A 16067-nucleotide genomic window follows, 5' to 3' on the forward strand; every position below is an offset into this window, starting at 1 on the left:
GCTCGCCTCACGCTTCCCGGAGGCTCAGCCCCGTGTCCGTGTCGAACAGGTGCACCTTCTGGAGCGCGATCCTCACGGTGTCCCCCTTCGCGACAGGCGCCGCCGGATCGAGGCGCGCGACGAACGGCGCCCCCCCGACGGTGCCGTGGGCGTACGACTCGGCCCCGAGCGCCTCGACGATCGCCACCTGGAACCGGGCGCCCTCGTCGCCCGAGGCGAGGTCCACCTCGTGCGGGCGCACGCCGACAGTCACCCGCCGCCCGGACGAGAGCGCGCCCGGGAAGTCGGCGGCGTCGATCTCGATCGCGAGATCGCCCTGGGACGCGAACCACCGGCCGTCCCGGCTCTCCATCCGCGCCTCGAAGAAGTTCATGGCCGGGCTGCCGAGGAAGCTCGCCACGAACTGGGTGCGCGGCCGGGCGAACACCTCGAGCGGCGGCCCGGACTGCTCGACGACGCCCTTGTTGAGCACGAAGATCTCGTCGGCGAGCGTCATCGCCTCGACCTGATCGTGGGTGACGTAGACGCTCGTCGCGCCGAGCCGGTCGTGCAGCTTGCGGATGTCGACGCGCACCTGCGCGCGCAGGGCGGCGTCGAGGTTCGAGAGCGGCTCGTCGAAGAGGAAGAGCTGCGCCCGCCGCACGATCGCCCGGCCCATCGCGACGCGCTGCCGCTGGCCGCCGGAGAGCGCCCGGGGGAACCGGTCGAGCAGCGGGCCGAGGCCGAGCATCTCCGACGCCTCCTTCACGCGCGCCTCGATCTCGGCCGGCGGCGTCTTCCGGAGCTTCAGGCCGAAGGCGAGGTTGTCGCGCACGGTGAGGTGCGGGTAGAGGGCGTACGACTGGAACACCATGGCGATGTCGCGATCGCGCGGCTCCAGCCGGGTGACGTCGCGGTCGCCGAGCGCGATCGAGCCGTCGTCGGCCTCCTCGAGGCCGGCGAGCAGCCGGAGCAGCGTCGACTTGCCGCAGCCGCTCGGGCCGACGAGGACGGCGAACGAGCCGTCGGGCACGTCGACGGAGACGCCGCGCAGCACGTGGGTCTGGCCGAATCGCTTGTTGAGTCCGCGCACTTTGACAGAAGCCATGTTGGAGACTCTCGGGGGCAGGAGTGCTGAAGAGGGTCAGAGACCCTGGATGACCTGATCTTCCGGGACGAGCAGCGCGCCGCTCACCGGAGGCAGCTTGACGACGACGGCGCCGCGCGCGCCCACGGTATAGGTCTTCTGCCCGGGCGAGAGCACGTCGACGAGCACGGTCCCCGGCTCGAGCTCCGTCGTCATCGCCTCCCCGCCGAAGCTCGTGGCGCTGTGCTTCTTCGGGTGGGTGTTGAGGACGACGAGCGCGTAATCGCCGCCCGCCTCGCCCCGCTCGAACGCGAAGATGCCGGCGTCCTCGTCCGAGCCGCCCGTCCGATCCGTCGACCATCGCACCGTCTGCTCGCCGACGGTGAGCGCCCGGTAGCCCCTGCGCAGCGCCGTGAGCCGCTTGACCCACCGGAAGAGCGGGTGCTGGGTGTCATAGCCGCTGATCCAGAGCGGCTCGCGGTTGGCCGGGTCGTTGCCGCCGCGGAAGCCCTGCTCCGTGCCGTAGTAGAGGCAAGGGATGCCGTCCTCCGTGAAGAGGAACAGGAGCGCGTTCCTCAGCGCCGCCTCGGGGTCGGCCTTGAAGGGCGAGACGCCCGCGCCGTCGTAGAGGAAGCGCGGGACATCGTGGTTGTCGATGAAGTTGACCAGCGTCTTCGTCGGCGGCAGGCCCGTGCCGTTCGCGTTCGGCTTCGTGCCGTAGTGGGCCTCGCGCGCGGCCCAGAGATCCTCGATGCGCCGGGTGCCGAGCGCGTCGCGGAAGACGTCGCGGAAGGCCTGGTAGTACTGGGAGAAGTAGAAGACGCTGTCGACCATGTCGCCCGTGATCGGCGCGTCGCCCGGACAGCCCCCCTCCGCCTCGCTGCCGTTCTCGCGCTCGAGATCGCCGCCGAGCGCCTCGTCGTGCGGGTGGGCCGGGACCTCGTGCTTCGTGAAGCTGCCGATGAGGTCGTCCCTGCCGTCGAAGGCCTCGCCGAACATGAAGAAGTTGGTCTTGCCCCGCGCCTTGAGCCGCAGCCGGACGTTCTGCGTGAAGTAGCGCCAGAACTCGTGCTCGACGTGCTTCAGCGTGTCGAGGCGGAACCCGTCGACGTCGGTGAGCTCGACCCAGCGCACGAACAGGTCGACCATCGCCCGCTTCACGTCGCAGCGGGAGGTGTCGATGTCCTTGAGGCCGCCCGGGAAATCGCCGTGCACGAGCTGGTCGACGTCGTCGAAGTCGAAGATGCGCCCCTTGCGGTTGTAGACCTCGGGGTCCTGGAAGAGCTCGGGGAGCGGCGGGAGGTGGTTGGTCGCGGGGTCGTAGCGGAAGACGATCGGCGCCGGGCCCGACTCGCCGAGCGAGGTCCGCGCCTGGACGCCGCGGGGGTCGAAATCCGGGTCGTACTCGCTCATGCGCTCGATCGGCGATTGCCCGGGCCTGCCGCTGCCGTACACGGACTCGTCGGGCTGCCCGTTCTGGTTGATGTCGTAATAGAAGAGCTGCCCTACGTGGTTCGTCACCACGTCGAGGATCACCTTCATCCCGCGGCCGTGGGCCGACGCGACGAGCCGGCGCAGCGACGCGAGGTCGCCGAAATGCGGGTTCAGCGCGGTGAAGTCCTGCGTCCAGTAGCCGTGGTATCCATCGAAGCCGGCGTCGGTGTCGACGTTCTTGACGATCGGCGAGATCCAGAGCGCGGTGACGCCGAGCTCCTCGAGGTACGGCAGCCGGTCCTCGAGCCCCTTCCAGTCGCCGCCGTGCCAGCGGCCGAGCGCCGAGGAGACCCGGGCGTTGTTGCCCGGGTCGCCGTCGGCGAAGCGGTCTATCAGCACCTGATAGATGATCTCCTCCCGCCAGTCGCTCACGTGCGCCTTGAGCGCTACCTGCTGCGCGACGGCCTCGTCGAACGACATGCACCCCGCCGCGGAGAGCGCGAGGGCGGCGGCCGCCGGGGCCAGCGCGCGCGCCGTTCGCCCGAGCGTCGCTCGCCAGAGAGAGTGCCTCGATCGCTGCCGGAACATCGTGATCACCTCAGCTCGGGGTGTTGAACCACCACTCCGCCCCGAGACCGAGGAAGTGCTCTGTCTCGCGGAGGCCGAAGACATCATCCTCCGGATACAGCCCCCGCGCCCCCTCGTCGCGCAGCGTGAGCGCCCAGATCAGCCGGACGACCGGGCGGCTCAGGTCCCCGCGGCCGGCGGGCGTGACGAACGGGGAGACGCCGAAGCGCACGAGGCTCGCTGTGTGCGGCGCCTCGGGCGCGTCGAGCGAGCCCGGCGGCGCCCACGGGGTCGAGAACACGCCGCGCTGCTGCGCCTGGTACGAGGCCTCCACCGCCAGCCCGCCGAGCTCACCGAAGAAGACGTGCGGGCGGGCCATCACGATCCCCTCGTCGACGTCGTGGAGATCGAGCGCGGGGCTCGCGTCGCGGAAGCTCCGCACGTAGCCGGCGACCATGACCCCGAACGGGCCGCGCTCCCAGTTGCCCCCGAGCGCCACGACGAGCTCGCGCGCGCCCGAGGTCGTCCCGTCGGCCGCGAGCTGCACCGGGGTCGCGAGCTCGCCGTACGCCGCGAGCCCGCGCGCGTACCGGACGAAGAGGTTCACATGCGTGTCGCGCTCGCCGGCATAGGCGCCTATCTCGGCGCCGAGCACATAGCCGCTGTCCGCCGGGAGCCGTTGGTAGACGTCGGGCACGTTCGGCTCGGCCTGGCGCTGCCCGCGCGCCAGCGTGTGGAGCTCGCCGTACGCGACCCCCTTGAGCCCGGCCCGCCCCGGGAGCGGGATCACGTGGGCCGCCCGCGCGCTGCCGATGAACTTCTGGCGCGACAGCACCTCGACCGACGTGACGCCCATCTGGTTGAAGGGGCTCGGCCGCTCGACGGACTGGGTGAAGAACAGCCCCTGCGGCCTCGAGAGGCCCGCCTGGAGCGCCGCTGTCGTCCGCTCGTCAACGGCGTACTGGACCCCGCCGCCGAGCGTGTTGAGGTTGTCGAGCGGCCACCAGTCGAGCAGGTAGATGTCGTCTCCCCGGTACATGCGGGAGCCGGCCCAGAGCGAGAGCCCCTTTGCGCCGAGATCGCCCACCTCGAGATACAGGTTCCGCAGCGCGATCGAGGCGTCGAAGACGCCGTCGTGATGGAAGATCGGGTGAGCGACGGCGAGGGTGGTGACGACGCCGGTGGAGGCGCCGGTCTTCTGCCAGTGATCGTCGCGGCGGAGCGTGAGCTCGACATAGCTCGACTCGTCGAGGCGAGAGCCGTGAGCGACGATATCGGCGTCACGCCCCGGGCGCCCCCGGAGATCGGTCGCGGCGACAACGCGACCATAGGAGCCGAAGGAGAACCCATCTTGCCTGGATTGCGCCACGGGCGGCGGCGTGGCCGCGGCGGGCGCGCCCGGATCGGGCCGCCCGCGCGAGGAGGCGGCCGCGGCCTCGCCGGGCAGCTCGGGGCGGATCGCCGCGGGCTGCGGCGGCGTCGCGCCCGGCGGATCGGCCGGCGGAGGAGCCGCCTCTGCCGGAGGCGGCGACGGCGATAACGGGGTCTCTGCGGCAAGAGCTTCCGGGGTATCGGGAGAAGCCGTAGTGTTGGCAGGATTCTGCTGAGCCGCGGAGCGCAATGCACTCCCCAGCAGCGACATGGCCGCCAGCGCGGCCACGACGCGATGTTCCCCCACCCTCAACGACCCTCGCACGGCGCGAACGCTACACCAGCCTCCATCGCGTGGTCCACGATTTCTACAGGTGGCAAGTGGGTTTTCGACGGGCGCATTCGCCCTCGCGCCGCCCGGAGTCGCGCGTCGCGCGCTGCCGGAGGCCGTTGCCGCGCGGCTTTCGTGAGCCGTGGCCCACGCTGTCGACGTTCGACATGATTGCGACGTCACCGCGCCGTCACGAGCCCTCGTGATTCACCGGGGACGCTTACGTCTCTGGGTGGCGTTCCGTTGACCGTCCCGGCGCAGCATGGCACCGTCAGATTCGTGACCTTCTCCGCGCCTCCCGACCTCGATCAGGCGCAGGCCAGCGCGGGAGATCCGAGGCGCCGGTTCGAGGCGGGCGGGACCGTGGGAGACGGCGCCATCTATATCGAGCGCTCCGCGGACAGGGAGCTCTTCGAGGCGCTGCGGGAGGGAGAGCTCTGCTATGTGCTGTCGACCCGGCAGATCGGGAAGTCCAGCCTGCGATTGCGGGTCTCGAGGCGGCTCCGCGCCGAGCAAGTCGAGTGCGCGAGCGTCGATCTCGAGGCGCTCGGCGCCGAGTCGACGACGCCGGTCGGCTGGTACCTCGGGATCGCGTCGGAGATCGCCGAGCAGCTCGGGCTGGAGCCGCCGGACGAGTTCTGGGACATGCACTGGCACCTCGGGCCCGTGCACTGCTGGTTGCGCTGGCTCGAGGACGTCGTGCTCGTGGAGATCTCCTCCGCGATCGTCCTGTTCATCGACGAGGTCGACGCCACGCTGTCTCTGCCGTTCTCGCGCGACGACTTCTTCGCGGTGATCCGGTCGTTCGTGAACCGGCGGGCCGAGCGCCCGGCCAACGCCCGGCTCACCTTCTGCCTGCTCGGGGCGGCGGCGCCGTGGGAGCTCGTCGCCGATCCGGCCCGGACGCCGTTCACCATCGGCCGCTCGGTCCGGATCGACGATTTCACCCGCGCCGAGGCGCGGGGGTTCCGCGCGGGCCTCGAGGGGCTCGCGGCCGATCCCGACGCGCTGCTCGACGCCGTCTACGCGTGGACGTCGGGGCACCCCTACATGACCCAGCGGCTCTGCGCGGATCTCGTCGGGGAGCGGCGCGGCCTCGGCGTGGACGAGGCCGTGCAGCGGCGGTTCCTCGGCCACGGCCGGACCGAGGACCCGAGCCTGCGCCACGCGGAGCGGTGCCTGGACGCGCAGGGGCCGCACCGCGCGCAGGCGCCGAAGCTCCTCCGGCTGTACCAGCGGCTCCTCGACGGCCAGCCTGTCGCGGCCGACAGCGGGGACCGGCTCCAGCTCCTGCTGCGGCTCTCGGGGGTCGCCGCGGAGCGGGCGGGGCCCGCGGGCGCTCCGTGCCTGGCCGTCCGCAACCGCATCTACGGCGCGGTCTTCGACCGGGCGTGGGTCGCGTCGCGCGAGGCGGAGCGATCCGTCACGGCGCCGCTCCTCCGCTGGCTCGCGAACGGGCGGAAGGACGACTTCCTCCTGGGCGGCGCGGCGCTCGCCGAGCTCACGTCGTGGTGCGACGGGCGGGCGGACCTCTCGGCGGAGGAGCAGGCGTTCCTCGCCGCCTGCGCGCGGGCGGAGCGCCAGAAGCGGTCGATGCGGCGGCTGCTCACCGTGCTCGCCGTCGCCGTCACGCTGCTCGGCAGCCTGAGCCTCGTGCTCCTCTGGCAGATGGGGAAGGAGGAGCAGGCGCGGCTCCGGGTGCAGCAGGAGTCGCGCGAGAAGGACGCGCGCCGGCTCGCGGCCCAGGCGGCGAAGGAGCTGGCCGAGGGCCGGCTGCAGCGCGCGCGCCTGCTCGCCGTGGAGGCCGGCCTCGCGGCCAGGGCCAGCGGCCGCCCCGCGGACCCCACGGTGGTGCAGGCGCTCGGCGACGTTGTCTGGGGCCCTGCCGTGGGCCAGGAGGTGCTCGCCGGGCACGGCGGCGCTGTCCACGACGCGGCCTTCAGCCCGGACGGCCTCTCCGTGGCCACCGCCTCGGCCGACGGCGCCGCGCGCGTGTTTCGCCTCGGCGGGCGCGACGAGCCGCTCGTCCTGCGCGGCCACGACCTCGCGGTTGTCGCGGTCGCCTACAGCCGCGACGGGAGCCGCCTGGCGACCGCCTCGACCGACGGCACGGTGCGCCTGTGGCGCGCGGACGGCCACGAGGAGGGCACGCTCACCACGCGGGACACAGCGCCGGCCAGCGTGGCGTTCAGCCCGGACGGCAGCCGCCTCGTCGCGGGGACGACGAGCGGGGCGATCTACGTGTGGCGCCCCGGGATGGGCGACGAACCGCCGATCATCGTCCACCTGGGCGAGCGGCACATCCGGCACGCGGTCTTCGATCATGACGGCACCCGGATCCTCGCCACGGCGATCAGCGGGACGGTCTACGTGGTCCGCGCCGATGGGCAAGGCGCCCCCGCGGTGCTGGACAGGCAGGGGCACGGGGTCGAGAGCGCCGACTGGAGCCCGGTCGACGACCGCATCGCCCTCGCGGTGGGCGACGGGACCGCGCGCGTCCTCACCGCCTCCCATCGCGAGCCCATCGTCCTCCGCGGGCACCTGGGCCCTGTGCGCAGCGCCGCCTTCAGCGCCGACGGCGCGGCGATCGTCACGGCCTCCGCCGATGGAACCGCCAGCATCTTCCGCGCCGACGGCAAGGGAGCGCCCACGGTCCTCCACGGCCACGAGGGGATCGTGAACAGCGCCGCCTTCAGCCACGACGGCCGGAGCGTTGTCACCGCGTCCGACGACGGGACCGCGCGGGTCTGGCGCCTCGACGCGCCGGGCGAGCCGCTGCTCCTGCGCGGCCACGCCGGGCCGCTGACAGGCATCGCCGTCAGCCCGGACGGCAGCAAGATCGCCACCGCCGGGACCGATAGGACGGCGCGCGTCTTCCGGGCCGACGGCGCGGGTGAGCCCGTGGTGCTGCGGGGGCACGAGGAGCACCTGCTCAGCATCGATTTCAGCCCCGATGGAGGCCGCCTGGTCACCGGCTCGGCCGACAGGAGCGCGCGGGTGTGGCGCACCGACGGCAAGAGCCCGCCGGTCGTGCTCGGCGCCCACGACGACCGGGTGGTCGGCGTCGCCTTCAGCCCGGACGGCAGCCGCATCGTCACGACCTCGTGGAACGGCATCCTGCGCGTGTTCGAGGTCGGCGTCCCGGGCGAGCCCGTCGTGCTGCGCGACGAGCGCGCAGGGCTGATCCGCGCGGCGTTCATCCCGGACGGCAAGCACATCGTGGCGACCTCGGGGCCGAACGTGAAGGTGTGGCCGGCAGACGGCCAAGGCGCCCCGCGCGTCATCCTCTCGGGGTCCGAGGACCGCGCGATCGCCGCGCTGGCGGTGAGCCCGGACGGCAACCACGTTGCCGTCGCGGCGCTCGACGACGGCGTGCGGCTGCTGCGCACCGACGGCCAGGGACAGCCGTTCGTCCTGAACGGCCTCGGCACGGCGGTGCGGACGATCGCGTTCAGCAGCGACAGCGCCCGCGTCGTGGCCGTGTCGAGCGACGGCATCGCGCGGGTGCTCCCGGTCGACGGGCAGGGCGAGGCGATCGCCCTCCGCGCCGAGGGCGTCACGCTGACGGACGCCGTGTTCACCCCCGACGCGGCGCGCGTCGTGGCCGCGGCGAACGACGGCGCGGCGCGCGTCTTCTCGATCGCGGCCGAGCCGCTGATGACCCGCGCGTGCGCCTATGTGGGGCGCAACTTCACGCGCGAGGAGTGGGCGCAGCTCATGCCCGACATGGCCTACCGCACCACCTGTCCCGAGTGGCCGGGCGCCCCCGAGCAGGACGCCGGCGTGGCGCCGCCGCCCAGCGTGCGCTGAAGCCGCTCGAGCGGCGCGCGTCGGTGGCTGTCCGTCCTCGGCTGCGCGCGTGAGTGAGACGCGCCTTCCGGCCACCGCGCGGAGCGCTTCTCCCACCTTTCTTCCGTGAGGGCGGACGACCTTGTGATGGTTCGCGCTTCAACGGGAACCATGTATGCTCGCCCTGCTCCATTCGCCTTCTGCCGCGCACGGCGCGGCCTCCGTTCGCCGCCCGGTCTATGGCCCCGCTCGATCCGCACGCCGAGGAGCCGAACCTCGTGGACACAGCCGCTGCGCGGATCGGGACATCCCTGAACGCCAAGTGGCGGCTCGATGACCTGCTCGGGGTCGGCGGCATGGGCGCTGTGTTCGCGGCGACCCACCGCAGGGGCTCGCGCGCCGCGGTGAAGGTCCTCCACATCGAGTTCGCCCGGAACGCCGAGCTGCGCGACCGCTTCCTGCGCGAGGGCAAGATCGCGAACCGGGTCGATCATCCCGCGCGCGTCGCCGTGATCGAGGACGACCTCAGCGACCGGGGGGAGCCGTTCCTCGTGATGGAGCTGCTCACCGGCACGACGCTCCAGCGGCTCGCGAGCAGCGCCGGCGGCACCCTCTCCGTCGCCCAGGTGCTGCCCGTCTTCGACGTCGTGCTCGACCTGCTCGAGAAGTGCCACTCGATCGGCATCGTCCACCGCGACATCAAGCCGGCGAACATCTTCGTCACGAGCGCCGGCCACGTGAAGGTCCTCGATTTCGGCATCGCCCGGATGCGCGACCCCGAGCGGCAGGCGACGCGGGCCGGCCTCACGTTCGGCACCCCGGCGTTCATGTCGCCCGAGCAGGCCATGGGCGTGTCGGGCATCGACGGCCGCTCCGACCTCTGGTCGGTGGGCGCGAGCCTGTTCACCCTCCTGTCGGGCAAGCGGCTCAACCGCGGGCGGAGCGAGTCCGAGTCGTATTTCCTCGCGGCGACGCAGACCGCGCCGTCGATCGCGACCGAGGTCCACGACCTGCCGGTCGAGATCGTGGCGTTCGTCGACAAGGCGCTCGCCTTCGAGCGCGGGAGCCGCTTCCAGAGCGCCGCCGCGATGCGCGCCGAGCTCCGCCGGCTGACCGCCGCGTACGCCGCCGGCCAGCTCACGCCGTCGCGCGAGAAGAAGGCGCCGCGCGTGCTCGTCCGCGGCAACGACGCGATCGACGAGGAGCAGGAGCCGACGTCGATCGCCCTGGTCGAGCAGACGTGCCAGCGGCTCGTCGGCGTGTGGAAGCAGCTCGCGCTCGTGCTGAGCAACATCCGCCAGTACGGGTGGAACCACCCGCACGTGAACAAGGGCATCCACTTCGCGTTCGACGAGATCACGCGCACGCTGGCGCAGAACCCGCTCGGCGTCCGCTGGGAGGTCACCCCGAGCGCGTTCACCTCCGGCGGCCAGCCGATCTGGCAGCCCGACCGGCCGCCGTTCGACCGCATCCCCTACCAGCTCTTCGCCGACGGCGTCCGGAAGATCCAGGTCAAGGCCGGCGTCACCGAGGCCGAGCTCCGCGATTTCGCCGCCATCCTGCTCCGCGACCAGAGCTTCGGCATCGGCGAGGACGACGACGCGGTGACGGCGCTCTGGGATCGCCGCTTCGAGCACATCGCCTACATGGCGATCGACCAGTTCGCCGCGGGCGACGTCGACCCGGAGGAGTTCGAGGAGGAGTGCCGCGAGATCGCGACAGGGGCGCGGGCCCTCGCGCAGATCGAGAGCCTCTGGGACGAGAGCTCGCTCGCGGGCAGGGCGCTGCAGCGGAACGTCGAGGCCGCGCTCGCCGAGACGGGGGCGGCCGCCTCGGCGCTCGCCATCGACCCGCTGACCCGGAGCACCCTCGGCGCCCAGATCGCGCTGCCGACGGAGCAGTGGAGCGAGCGCTACATGGAGGCGTTCGTCGACGGCTACGTCGACGCCGTCCGGCACGGCGACGTCGGCCGGCTGACCACGGCGCTCACCGCGTGGACCGCCGACCAGATCGTCCTGCACAGCTACGAGATCGCGTTCGAGGTGCAGACGATGCTCCGGCGCGCGTTCGCCGCGCGGCTCGACGGCGTCCAGCGGAGCGCGCCGGGCGCGGCGGGGAGGCGCGGGGCGGCGACGCCGCCGCTCTCGCTGCGCTCGGTCGACCGGGCGCTCGCGCACGCGATGTTCCCGGTGGAGGCGCTGCGGGCGATCCTCGACGACCTCGCGACGGCCCACCCGGACGAGGCGGCCGCCGCCGGCGCGGGCGCCGCGACGCAGGCCGGCCCGGGGCGGAGCATGGCGCCGCTCGATCCGGCGATCGTCGAGGGGCTGGCCCACGCGCTCGACGCGCTCGACGACGGCGCGCTCTTCGGCGCCGTCTGCCAGTGCTACAGCGCCGTGCAGTCCGAGCGCCTGCGCGAGGTCCTGTTCGCGTACCTGCGGCGGTGGTCGCCCGGGCGGGAGGCCGAGCTCGGGGACCTGCTCTCGCGCGCCCCGGCCCCCCTCGCCCTGACGCTCATCCAGCTCCTCGTGCAGCTCAAGACCCCCGAGGCGCTCGCCGCGCTGGACGCCGGCTTCGCGAGCCCGCACGTCGAGGTGCGCATCAGCGCGCTCGCCGAGCTCCCGGACGCCGCGGGCGGCGAGGGCGCCCCCGCCGGCGGCGCGGCCGAGCGCGTCCGCGAGGAGCTCCAGAAGCTGCTCGACGACCCCGCCCTGCCGGTGCGCCGCGAGGCCCTGCGCCTCATCGGCAAGCTCGGCGTCCTCGCCGCGGGGCCGACGCTGGTGCGGCGGATCGTCGCGCCGTCGTTCCACGATCTGCCGGCCGTGGAGCGGCGGCAGTGGATCGAGACCGTCGCGCTGCTGAACCCCGCCCGGGCCGAGAAGCTCGCGATCGAGCTGCTGGAGAAGCGCCAGCTCATCCCGTCCGAGGCGATCGAGCAGACCCGCGAGCTCGCCGCCCACTTCCTCTGCCAGGCGCGCAGCTACGAGGCGCTCCGCGCGGTGAAGGAGGCGACAAAGCCGCGCTGGTGGAACACCCCGCCGGTGCGCGACGCGGCCGCCCGCGCCGCTGTCGCGATCGCCGCGCGGCTCGTCGCGCCCCCCCGCCAGAGCGATCGCCCGCCGTCGGCCGCGTCGCTGGCGCCATCGTTCCCCGACGCGAGCTCGCCGCCCTCGCGCGCCGCGCGCTCGTACTCGCCCGTCTCGGTCCGGCGCGCCGGCCCGGCGGCCGGGCCGCTCAGCCTGCCGGACCCGCTCGAGCCGTGGAGCACCCCGCGCCCGAGCGCTGTGGGGACCCACAGCGGCGCGACGGGCCCTCACGGCGGCTCGGCCGGCCCCCACGGCGGCGACGCGGGGCGGCCCGCCTACCGGCCGCCGATGGTGTCGCCGGTGCCCGGCTCGGTCGGCGCCGCGTCGGCGCCGCCCACCTCCGTGCCGTTCAGCCGGCGCATGTCGCCGCCCTCCGCGGCCGCGGCGTCCACCCCGACCGCGGCGCCGCCGCCGTCGATGCCCCGCCCGGGCTCGCCGTTGTCCCCCCCTGCCCCGCCCTCCGGCGCCCCGCCGACCAGCGCGCGGCAAGGCCCCGCGTCGCTCCCGCTCAGCTCGCCTGGCCGCCAGGCGTTCGAGCCGGCGCCCGGCAGCGCCGTGCCGTCGACGAGGCCCGCGCCGTCGCCGTCGCCCCGGGGCGGGAGGAAGCCGTGAGCGAGGAGAAGGCGAACCTCCACGAGATCACCGGCGAGACGGCGATCTCGGGCGTGAAGGCCGACGTGCGGCGCCGCGCGGCGCTCGGCCTCGTGCAGATGATCTACCGGCTCGCGAAGGCGTGCCTGCTGCACAGCGACTCGAACCAGGCGGTGCTGTCGCTCGTCCCGTCGGCGATCGACAGCATCGTCCAGTACTGCGAGCTCTCGGGGACCGAGGCGGCGACGCTGGTGTTCGCGGGCAACACCCTCTTCCTCAACGGCCAGATGCTCCGCGCCTCGCGCGAGACGTACGAGATCGCCCTGGAGCTCGGCAGCTTCTTCGAGGCGTGCGACGTCTCCGAGCTCGTGCTCGAGAAGACGGTCCGCCGCGCCGAGCTCGCCGCCTTCGCCCGCCTCCTCGCCGACGCGCAGCGCGACCGCAGCATCGCCGCGCGGCTGCTCCAGTCGAACCTGCGCGGCGTCCGCGTCCGCAAGCTCACGAACCCGTTCCCCGCCGGGGCGATCGAGGGCGACGGCACGCGCATCGGCCGCATCAGCCGCACCTACGCGGCGGCGATCCTGGTGATGCGCTCGTTCTACGCGGCCCTGCGCGCCGCGGAGCCGGCGCTGCCGCATCGGGTGAAGCGCGTCGCGCAGAAGCTCGTCGCCGCGGCCGAGGAGGACGCGCGCCTCCTGCTCGCGGTCGCCGCGGGCAAGGTCGCCGACCCGGACGAGGCGGGGCTCAGCGTCTCGACGGCGATCGTCGCGCTGGGCATCGCCCGCCAGCTCACGACCGACCGGCGGATGCTCGGGAGCCTCGTCACCGCGGCGCTGCTCTACGACGTGAGCCGGCTGCGGCTCACGGGGGTGCTCGCGGGCCCGGCCCACGGCGAGGATCCGGCCGCGCGCTCGCTGCTCGAGCGCAGCCTGAGCGACGACGAGAAGGAGCGGCTGCCCGCGAGCGCGGCCGTCATGCTGACGGCGCTCGGCAAGCTGCACGCGCCGTCGATCACGCGCACGGTGATCGCCTACGAGGCGCTCGGGCTGCGGCCGGGCGGCCGGCAGGGCGCGCTCTACGGCGGCCGGCGCAGCCCCACGGTGCTCGCGCGGATCCTCGCCGCGGCCCGGCACTTCACGGAGCTCCGGGCGGCGCCGTTCCCGGCGATCGACGGCGCCTCGAGCGGCGGATCGTCGCTCGACGCCGTGCTCCAGCGGATGCTCGCGGGCGCCGAGAGCGCGACCGACAGGGCGATCGGCAAGCTGCTCATCGGCGCGCTCGGCATCATCCCGACCGGGACGTTCGTGCAGCTCAGCACCGGCGAGCTGGGCGTCGTGCTCTCGACGCCCTCGTCGCCCGCGCGCTTCGCGCAGCCGCCGGTGCGCGTCCTCTTCGACGAGCAGGGGCACCTCCTCGGCGCGCCGTTCGACGTGGATCTCGCGCAGCGGGCGCCGGGCGCGGAGCCATGCTTCATCGTGCGTCCGGTCGAGGTGGAGCCGCACCACGAGCGGGCGATCCGCGCCGCGTTCGGGTTCCGCTCCGGCCGGGGCGCGGCGGGCGTGGAGTCGCGCGTCACCGCCGTCGCGCCGGTCCTGTTCGGCGACGAGGTCCCCCCGACCGAGCCGGGCGACACGCTCGCGCCGCGCGCGATCCGCGCCGCGGAGGAGGGCGCCCGCGCCGCCCAGGCGCGCAAGGAGGCCGCGTGGCTCGGCAGGCCGCTCGCCGGCTCCGCGCACGGCGCGCCGCCCCCGGTCAGCGTGCAGCCCCGGCAGCCTGCGCCGGCGGTCCGCCCGCCGCCGGCGGAGCGCGGCCGCAACGAGAACCTCATCTCGACGCAGCCGCCCCCCTCGACGGCGGCGGCGAGCGCGGCGACGGCGGTCCCGCCGCCGCCGCGGCTGCCGCGGGACTCGCGGCCGTTCGGGCAGGTCCCGTCGACGAGGTACGCCGTGCCCCCGGCCGAGCCGACGCGCCCGTCGCGGCGCCTCGAGCGCCGGGACGACGCGCCCTCGCGGGATCCAGGCGTGGGCCAGCTCCCGACAATCGGCCCGCCGGCGGCGTTCCCGGCGTCGCGGAGGTCGGGGGATGCCCGGCTCGGCCCGACGTCGCGCCGGTCGGATTCCCGAGCAGATCCGGAGAGTTGGGACTGGGACGACGAGCTGCCCACCATCGATCCGCCGCCCCCGCCGCCCCCGCCGCCTCCGCCGACCTCGCGGAGCCCCTCCTTTGCGCCCGAGCGTCCTCCCAGCAACGTGCCAGGCCGCCCGTCGAGCCGTGCGCCGGACCGGTCCCCGAGCTACGCGCCGGATCGGTCCCCGAGCTATGCGCCGGATCGGTCCCCGAGCTACGCGCCGGACCGGGCCTCCAGCCCCAGCTTCGCGGCCGGTTACCCGCCGGACCGCGGCTCCAGCGCCACCCTCATGCCCGGGCGCGCTCCTGGCCCGCCGCCGGACCGCCCCACCACCCCGAGCTTCGCGGCCGGTTACCCGCCGGACCGCGGCTCCAGCGCCACCCTCATGCCCGGGCGCGCTCCTGGCCCGCCGCCGGACCGCCCCACCACCCCGAGCTTCGCGACCGGGCGAGATACCGGCCACGCGCCGGACCGGGCGCCGAGCTACGTGCCAGAGGCTGTCGCCACCGAGCGGAACGCGCCGCGGGGGCTCTCCAGCGCCGGGGCCGCGATGACCTTGGAGGAGGCGGACCTGACCTGGACCGACGACCTGCCGACGCTCGACCCGCCGCCGCCGAGCACGGAGGAGCTGGAGCGCGACCGCCTGCTCGCTGCCTACCTGGCCGAGCGCACGCCCTTCCCGGAGGCCGGTCTGCACGAGTGGAGCGCGACGTCCGGCGGACCGCCGGGGCTGACCGACGCCGAGGCGGACGGCAGATGGCGCGGCGGCTCGCCGTCCCAGCGCGCGCCCGACTCGCGCGCGACGCCGCCGATGAGCTCCAGCCCCTTCGGCGCCACGAGGCGCCCGCCGCGCGCGCCCATCCCGCGGGAGGAGCCGGAAGAGGACACGGGCGACCCTCCGGCGTCGGAGGGGCGGGATCGCTGATGGCCTGGCCGCGCCGCTCGGGGGCGCCGCGTCTCGCGGGGCCTGCGCTCGTCGCGCTGCTGCTCGCGGCGCCCGCCTGCGGCGACGAGCCTCCGCCGGACCCGTGCAAGCTCGGGTACCTGGGCGAGCAGGGCGCGGACATCCAGCTGGAGGTCATCGCGCTCGACTCGAGCGACGTGGCGCGCCCGGTGAGCGACGGCGACGAGGTCGACATCATCATGCCGCCGCAGGGAGGGCGGGTGATCTTCCTGGGCGCCCGCGCGACGAACCTGAGCGCCTGCGGCGTCAAGCTCTCCGGCTCGCTCCGCGACACCGGGTCCGGGCGGGTCATGGTGGAGTCGAGGACTGTCAACCTGAGGCCGACCGGCGACGGATGGGGCGCGAGCGTCGACGCCGACATCTCGACGTTCGCGAACGTGGGAGTCTGCCCGAACAACTGGTCTGGTCGGAACATCTTCGATGAGGACCACGAGATCGTCGTGCAGGTGACGGACAGGGACGGCCGGAGGGCGGAGCAGGTGCGGCAGGTGCGGCCGGCGTGCAACGAGCCCGAGCTCGAGGTCGAGTGCCGCTGCGTCTGCAAGCACGGGTACATCCTCGGCGAGGCGTGCGAGTAGGTCGTCGCTGCGCGCCAGCGATGGACTGGCAGCTTCGAGGGATCAGCTCGCCGGGATAACGATTTCCAGATGCAGCCATCTGTCAGCACGTGAGCGCCGGAGCAGCCCAACACCACAACACGACGCGCTGGTTGCCGTGAATGCGCTCTGCTACTGCGCCGC

The 16067-nt window shown here is 74.0% G+C and carries 7 protein-coding genes; 4 read left to right on the plus strand and 3 right to left on the minus strand.

Translation table 11 applies throughout. The features are described 5' to 3' along the window. Nucleotides 1-7 precede the first annotated feature (7 nt). From WMF42_RS38475 to WMF42_RS38485, 3 genes are read right to left on the minus strand one after another with little or no spacing between them, the layout of a single operon-like run. Nucleotides 8-1087: an ABC transporter ATP-binding protein gene (locus WMF42_RS38475; RefSeq protein ID WP_061610278.1), complete on the minus strand. Its 1080-nt coding sequence runs from the start codon at nt 1085-1087 to the stop codon at nt 8-10. A gap of 36 nt (nt 1088-1123) precedes the next feature. Then, complete coding sequence (locus WMF42_RS38480; protein ID WP_437688169.1) at nt 1124-3088, minus strand: alpha-amylase family glycosyl hydrolase; 1965 nt, start codon at nt 3086-3088, stop codon at nt 1124-1126. A 10-nt stretch (nt 3089-3098) separates the two neighbouring features. After that, nucleotides 3099-4436 (minus strand): carbohydrate porin, encoded by a 1338-nt coding sequence (locus WMF42_RS38485; protein ID WP_437688170.1) that lies wholly within the window; start codon nt 4434-4436, stop codon nt 3099-3101. A gap of 612 nt (nt 4437-5048) precedes the next feature. Between WMF42_RS38485 and WMF42_RS38490 the strand changes: the two genes are divergently transcribed. From WMF42_RS38490 to WMF42_RS38505, 4 genes are all read left to right on the plus strand, one after another. After that, nucleotides 5049-8579, plus strand: coding sequence for an AAA-like domain-containing protein (locus WMF42_RS38490; protein WP_061610276.1), 3531 nt, complete (start codon nt 5049-5051; stop codon nt 8577-8579). 218 nt (nt 8580-8797) lie between these two features. Next, nucleotides 8798-12256, plus strand: coding sequence for a serine/threonine-protein kinase (locus WMF42_RS38495; protein WP_061610275.1), 3459 nt, complete (start codon nt 8798-8800; stop codon nt 12254-12256). Then, entirely contained in the window at nt 12253-15288 is a 3036-nt protein-coding gene (locus tag WMF42_RS38500) for a hypothetical protein (protein ID WP_437688171.1), read from the plus strand. The genes WMF42_RS38495 and WMF42_RS38500 overlap by 4 nt, the downstream gene beginning before the upstream one ends. Then, complete coding sequence (locus WMF42_RS38505; protein ID WP_437688172.1) at nt 15288-15905, plus strand: hypothetical protein; 618 nt, start codon at nt 15288-15290, stop codon at nt 15903-15905. The genes WMF42_RS38500 and WMF42_RS38505 overlap by 1 nt, the downstream gene beginning before the upstream one ends. Nucleotides 15906-16067 lie beyond the last annotated feature (162 nt).

This window comes from Sorangium sp. So ce176 (assembly GCF_051519835.1).
Lineage (GTDB): Bacteria > Myxococcota_A > Polyangia > Polyangiales > Polyangiaceae > Sorangium > Sorangium cellulosum_G.

Bases quoted from the DNA above. Each gene is read 5' to 3' on its own strand.
- WMF42_RS38495 (WP_061610275.1), top strand. From the start codon at position 8,798: ATGGCCCCGCTCGATCCGCACGCCGAGGAGCCGAACCTCGTGGACACA.
- WMF42_RS38475 (WP_061610278.1), bottom strand. From the start codon at position 1,087: ATGGCTTCTGTCAAAGTGCGCGGACTCAACAAGCGATTCGGCCAGACC.
- WMF42_RS38480 (WP_437688169.1), bottom strand. From the start codon at position 3,088: ATGTTCCGGCAGCGATCGAGGCACTCTCTCTGGCGAGCGACGCTCGGG.
- WMF42_RS38505 (WP_437688172.1), top strand. From the start codon at position 15,288: ATGGCCTGGCCGCGCCGCTCGGGGGCGCCGCGTCTCGCGGGGCCTGCG.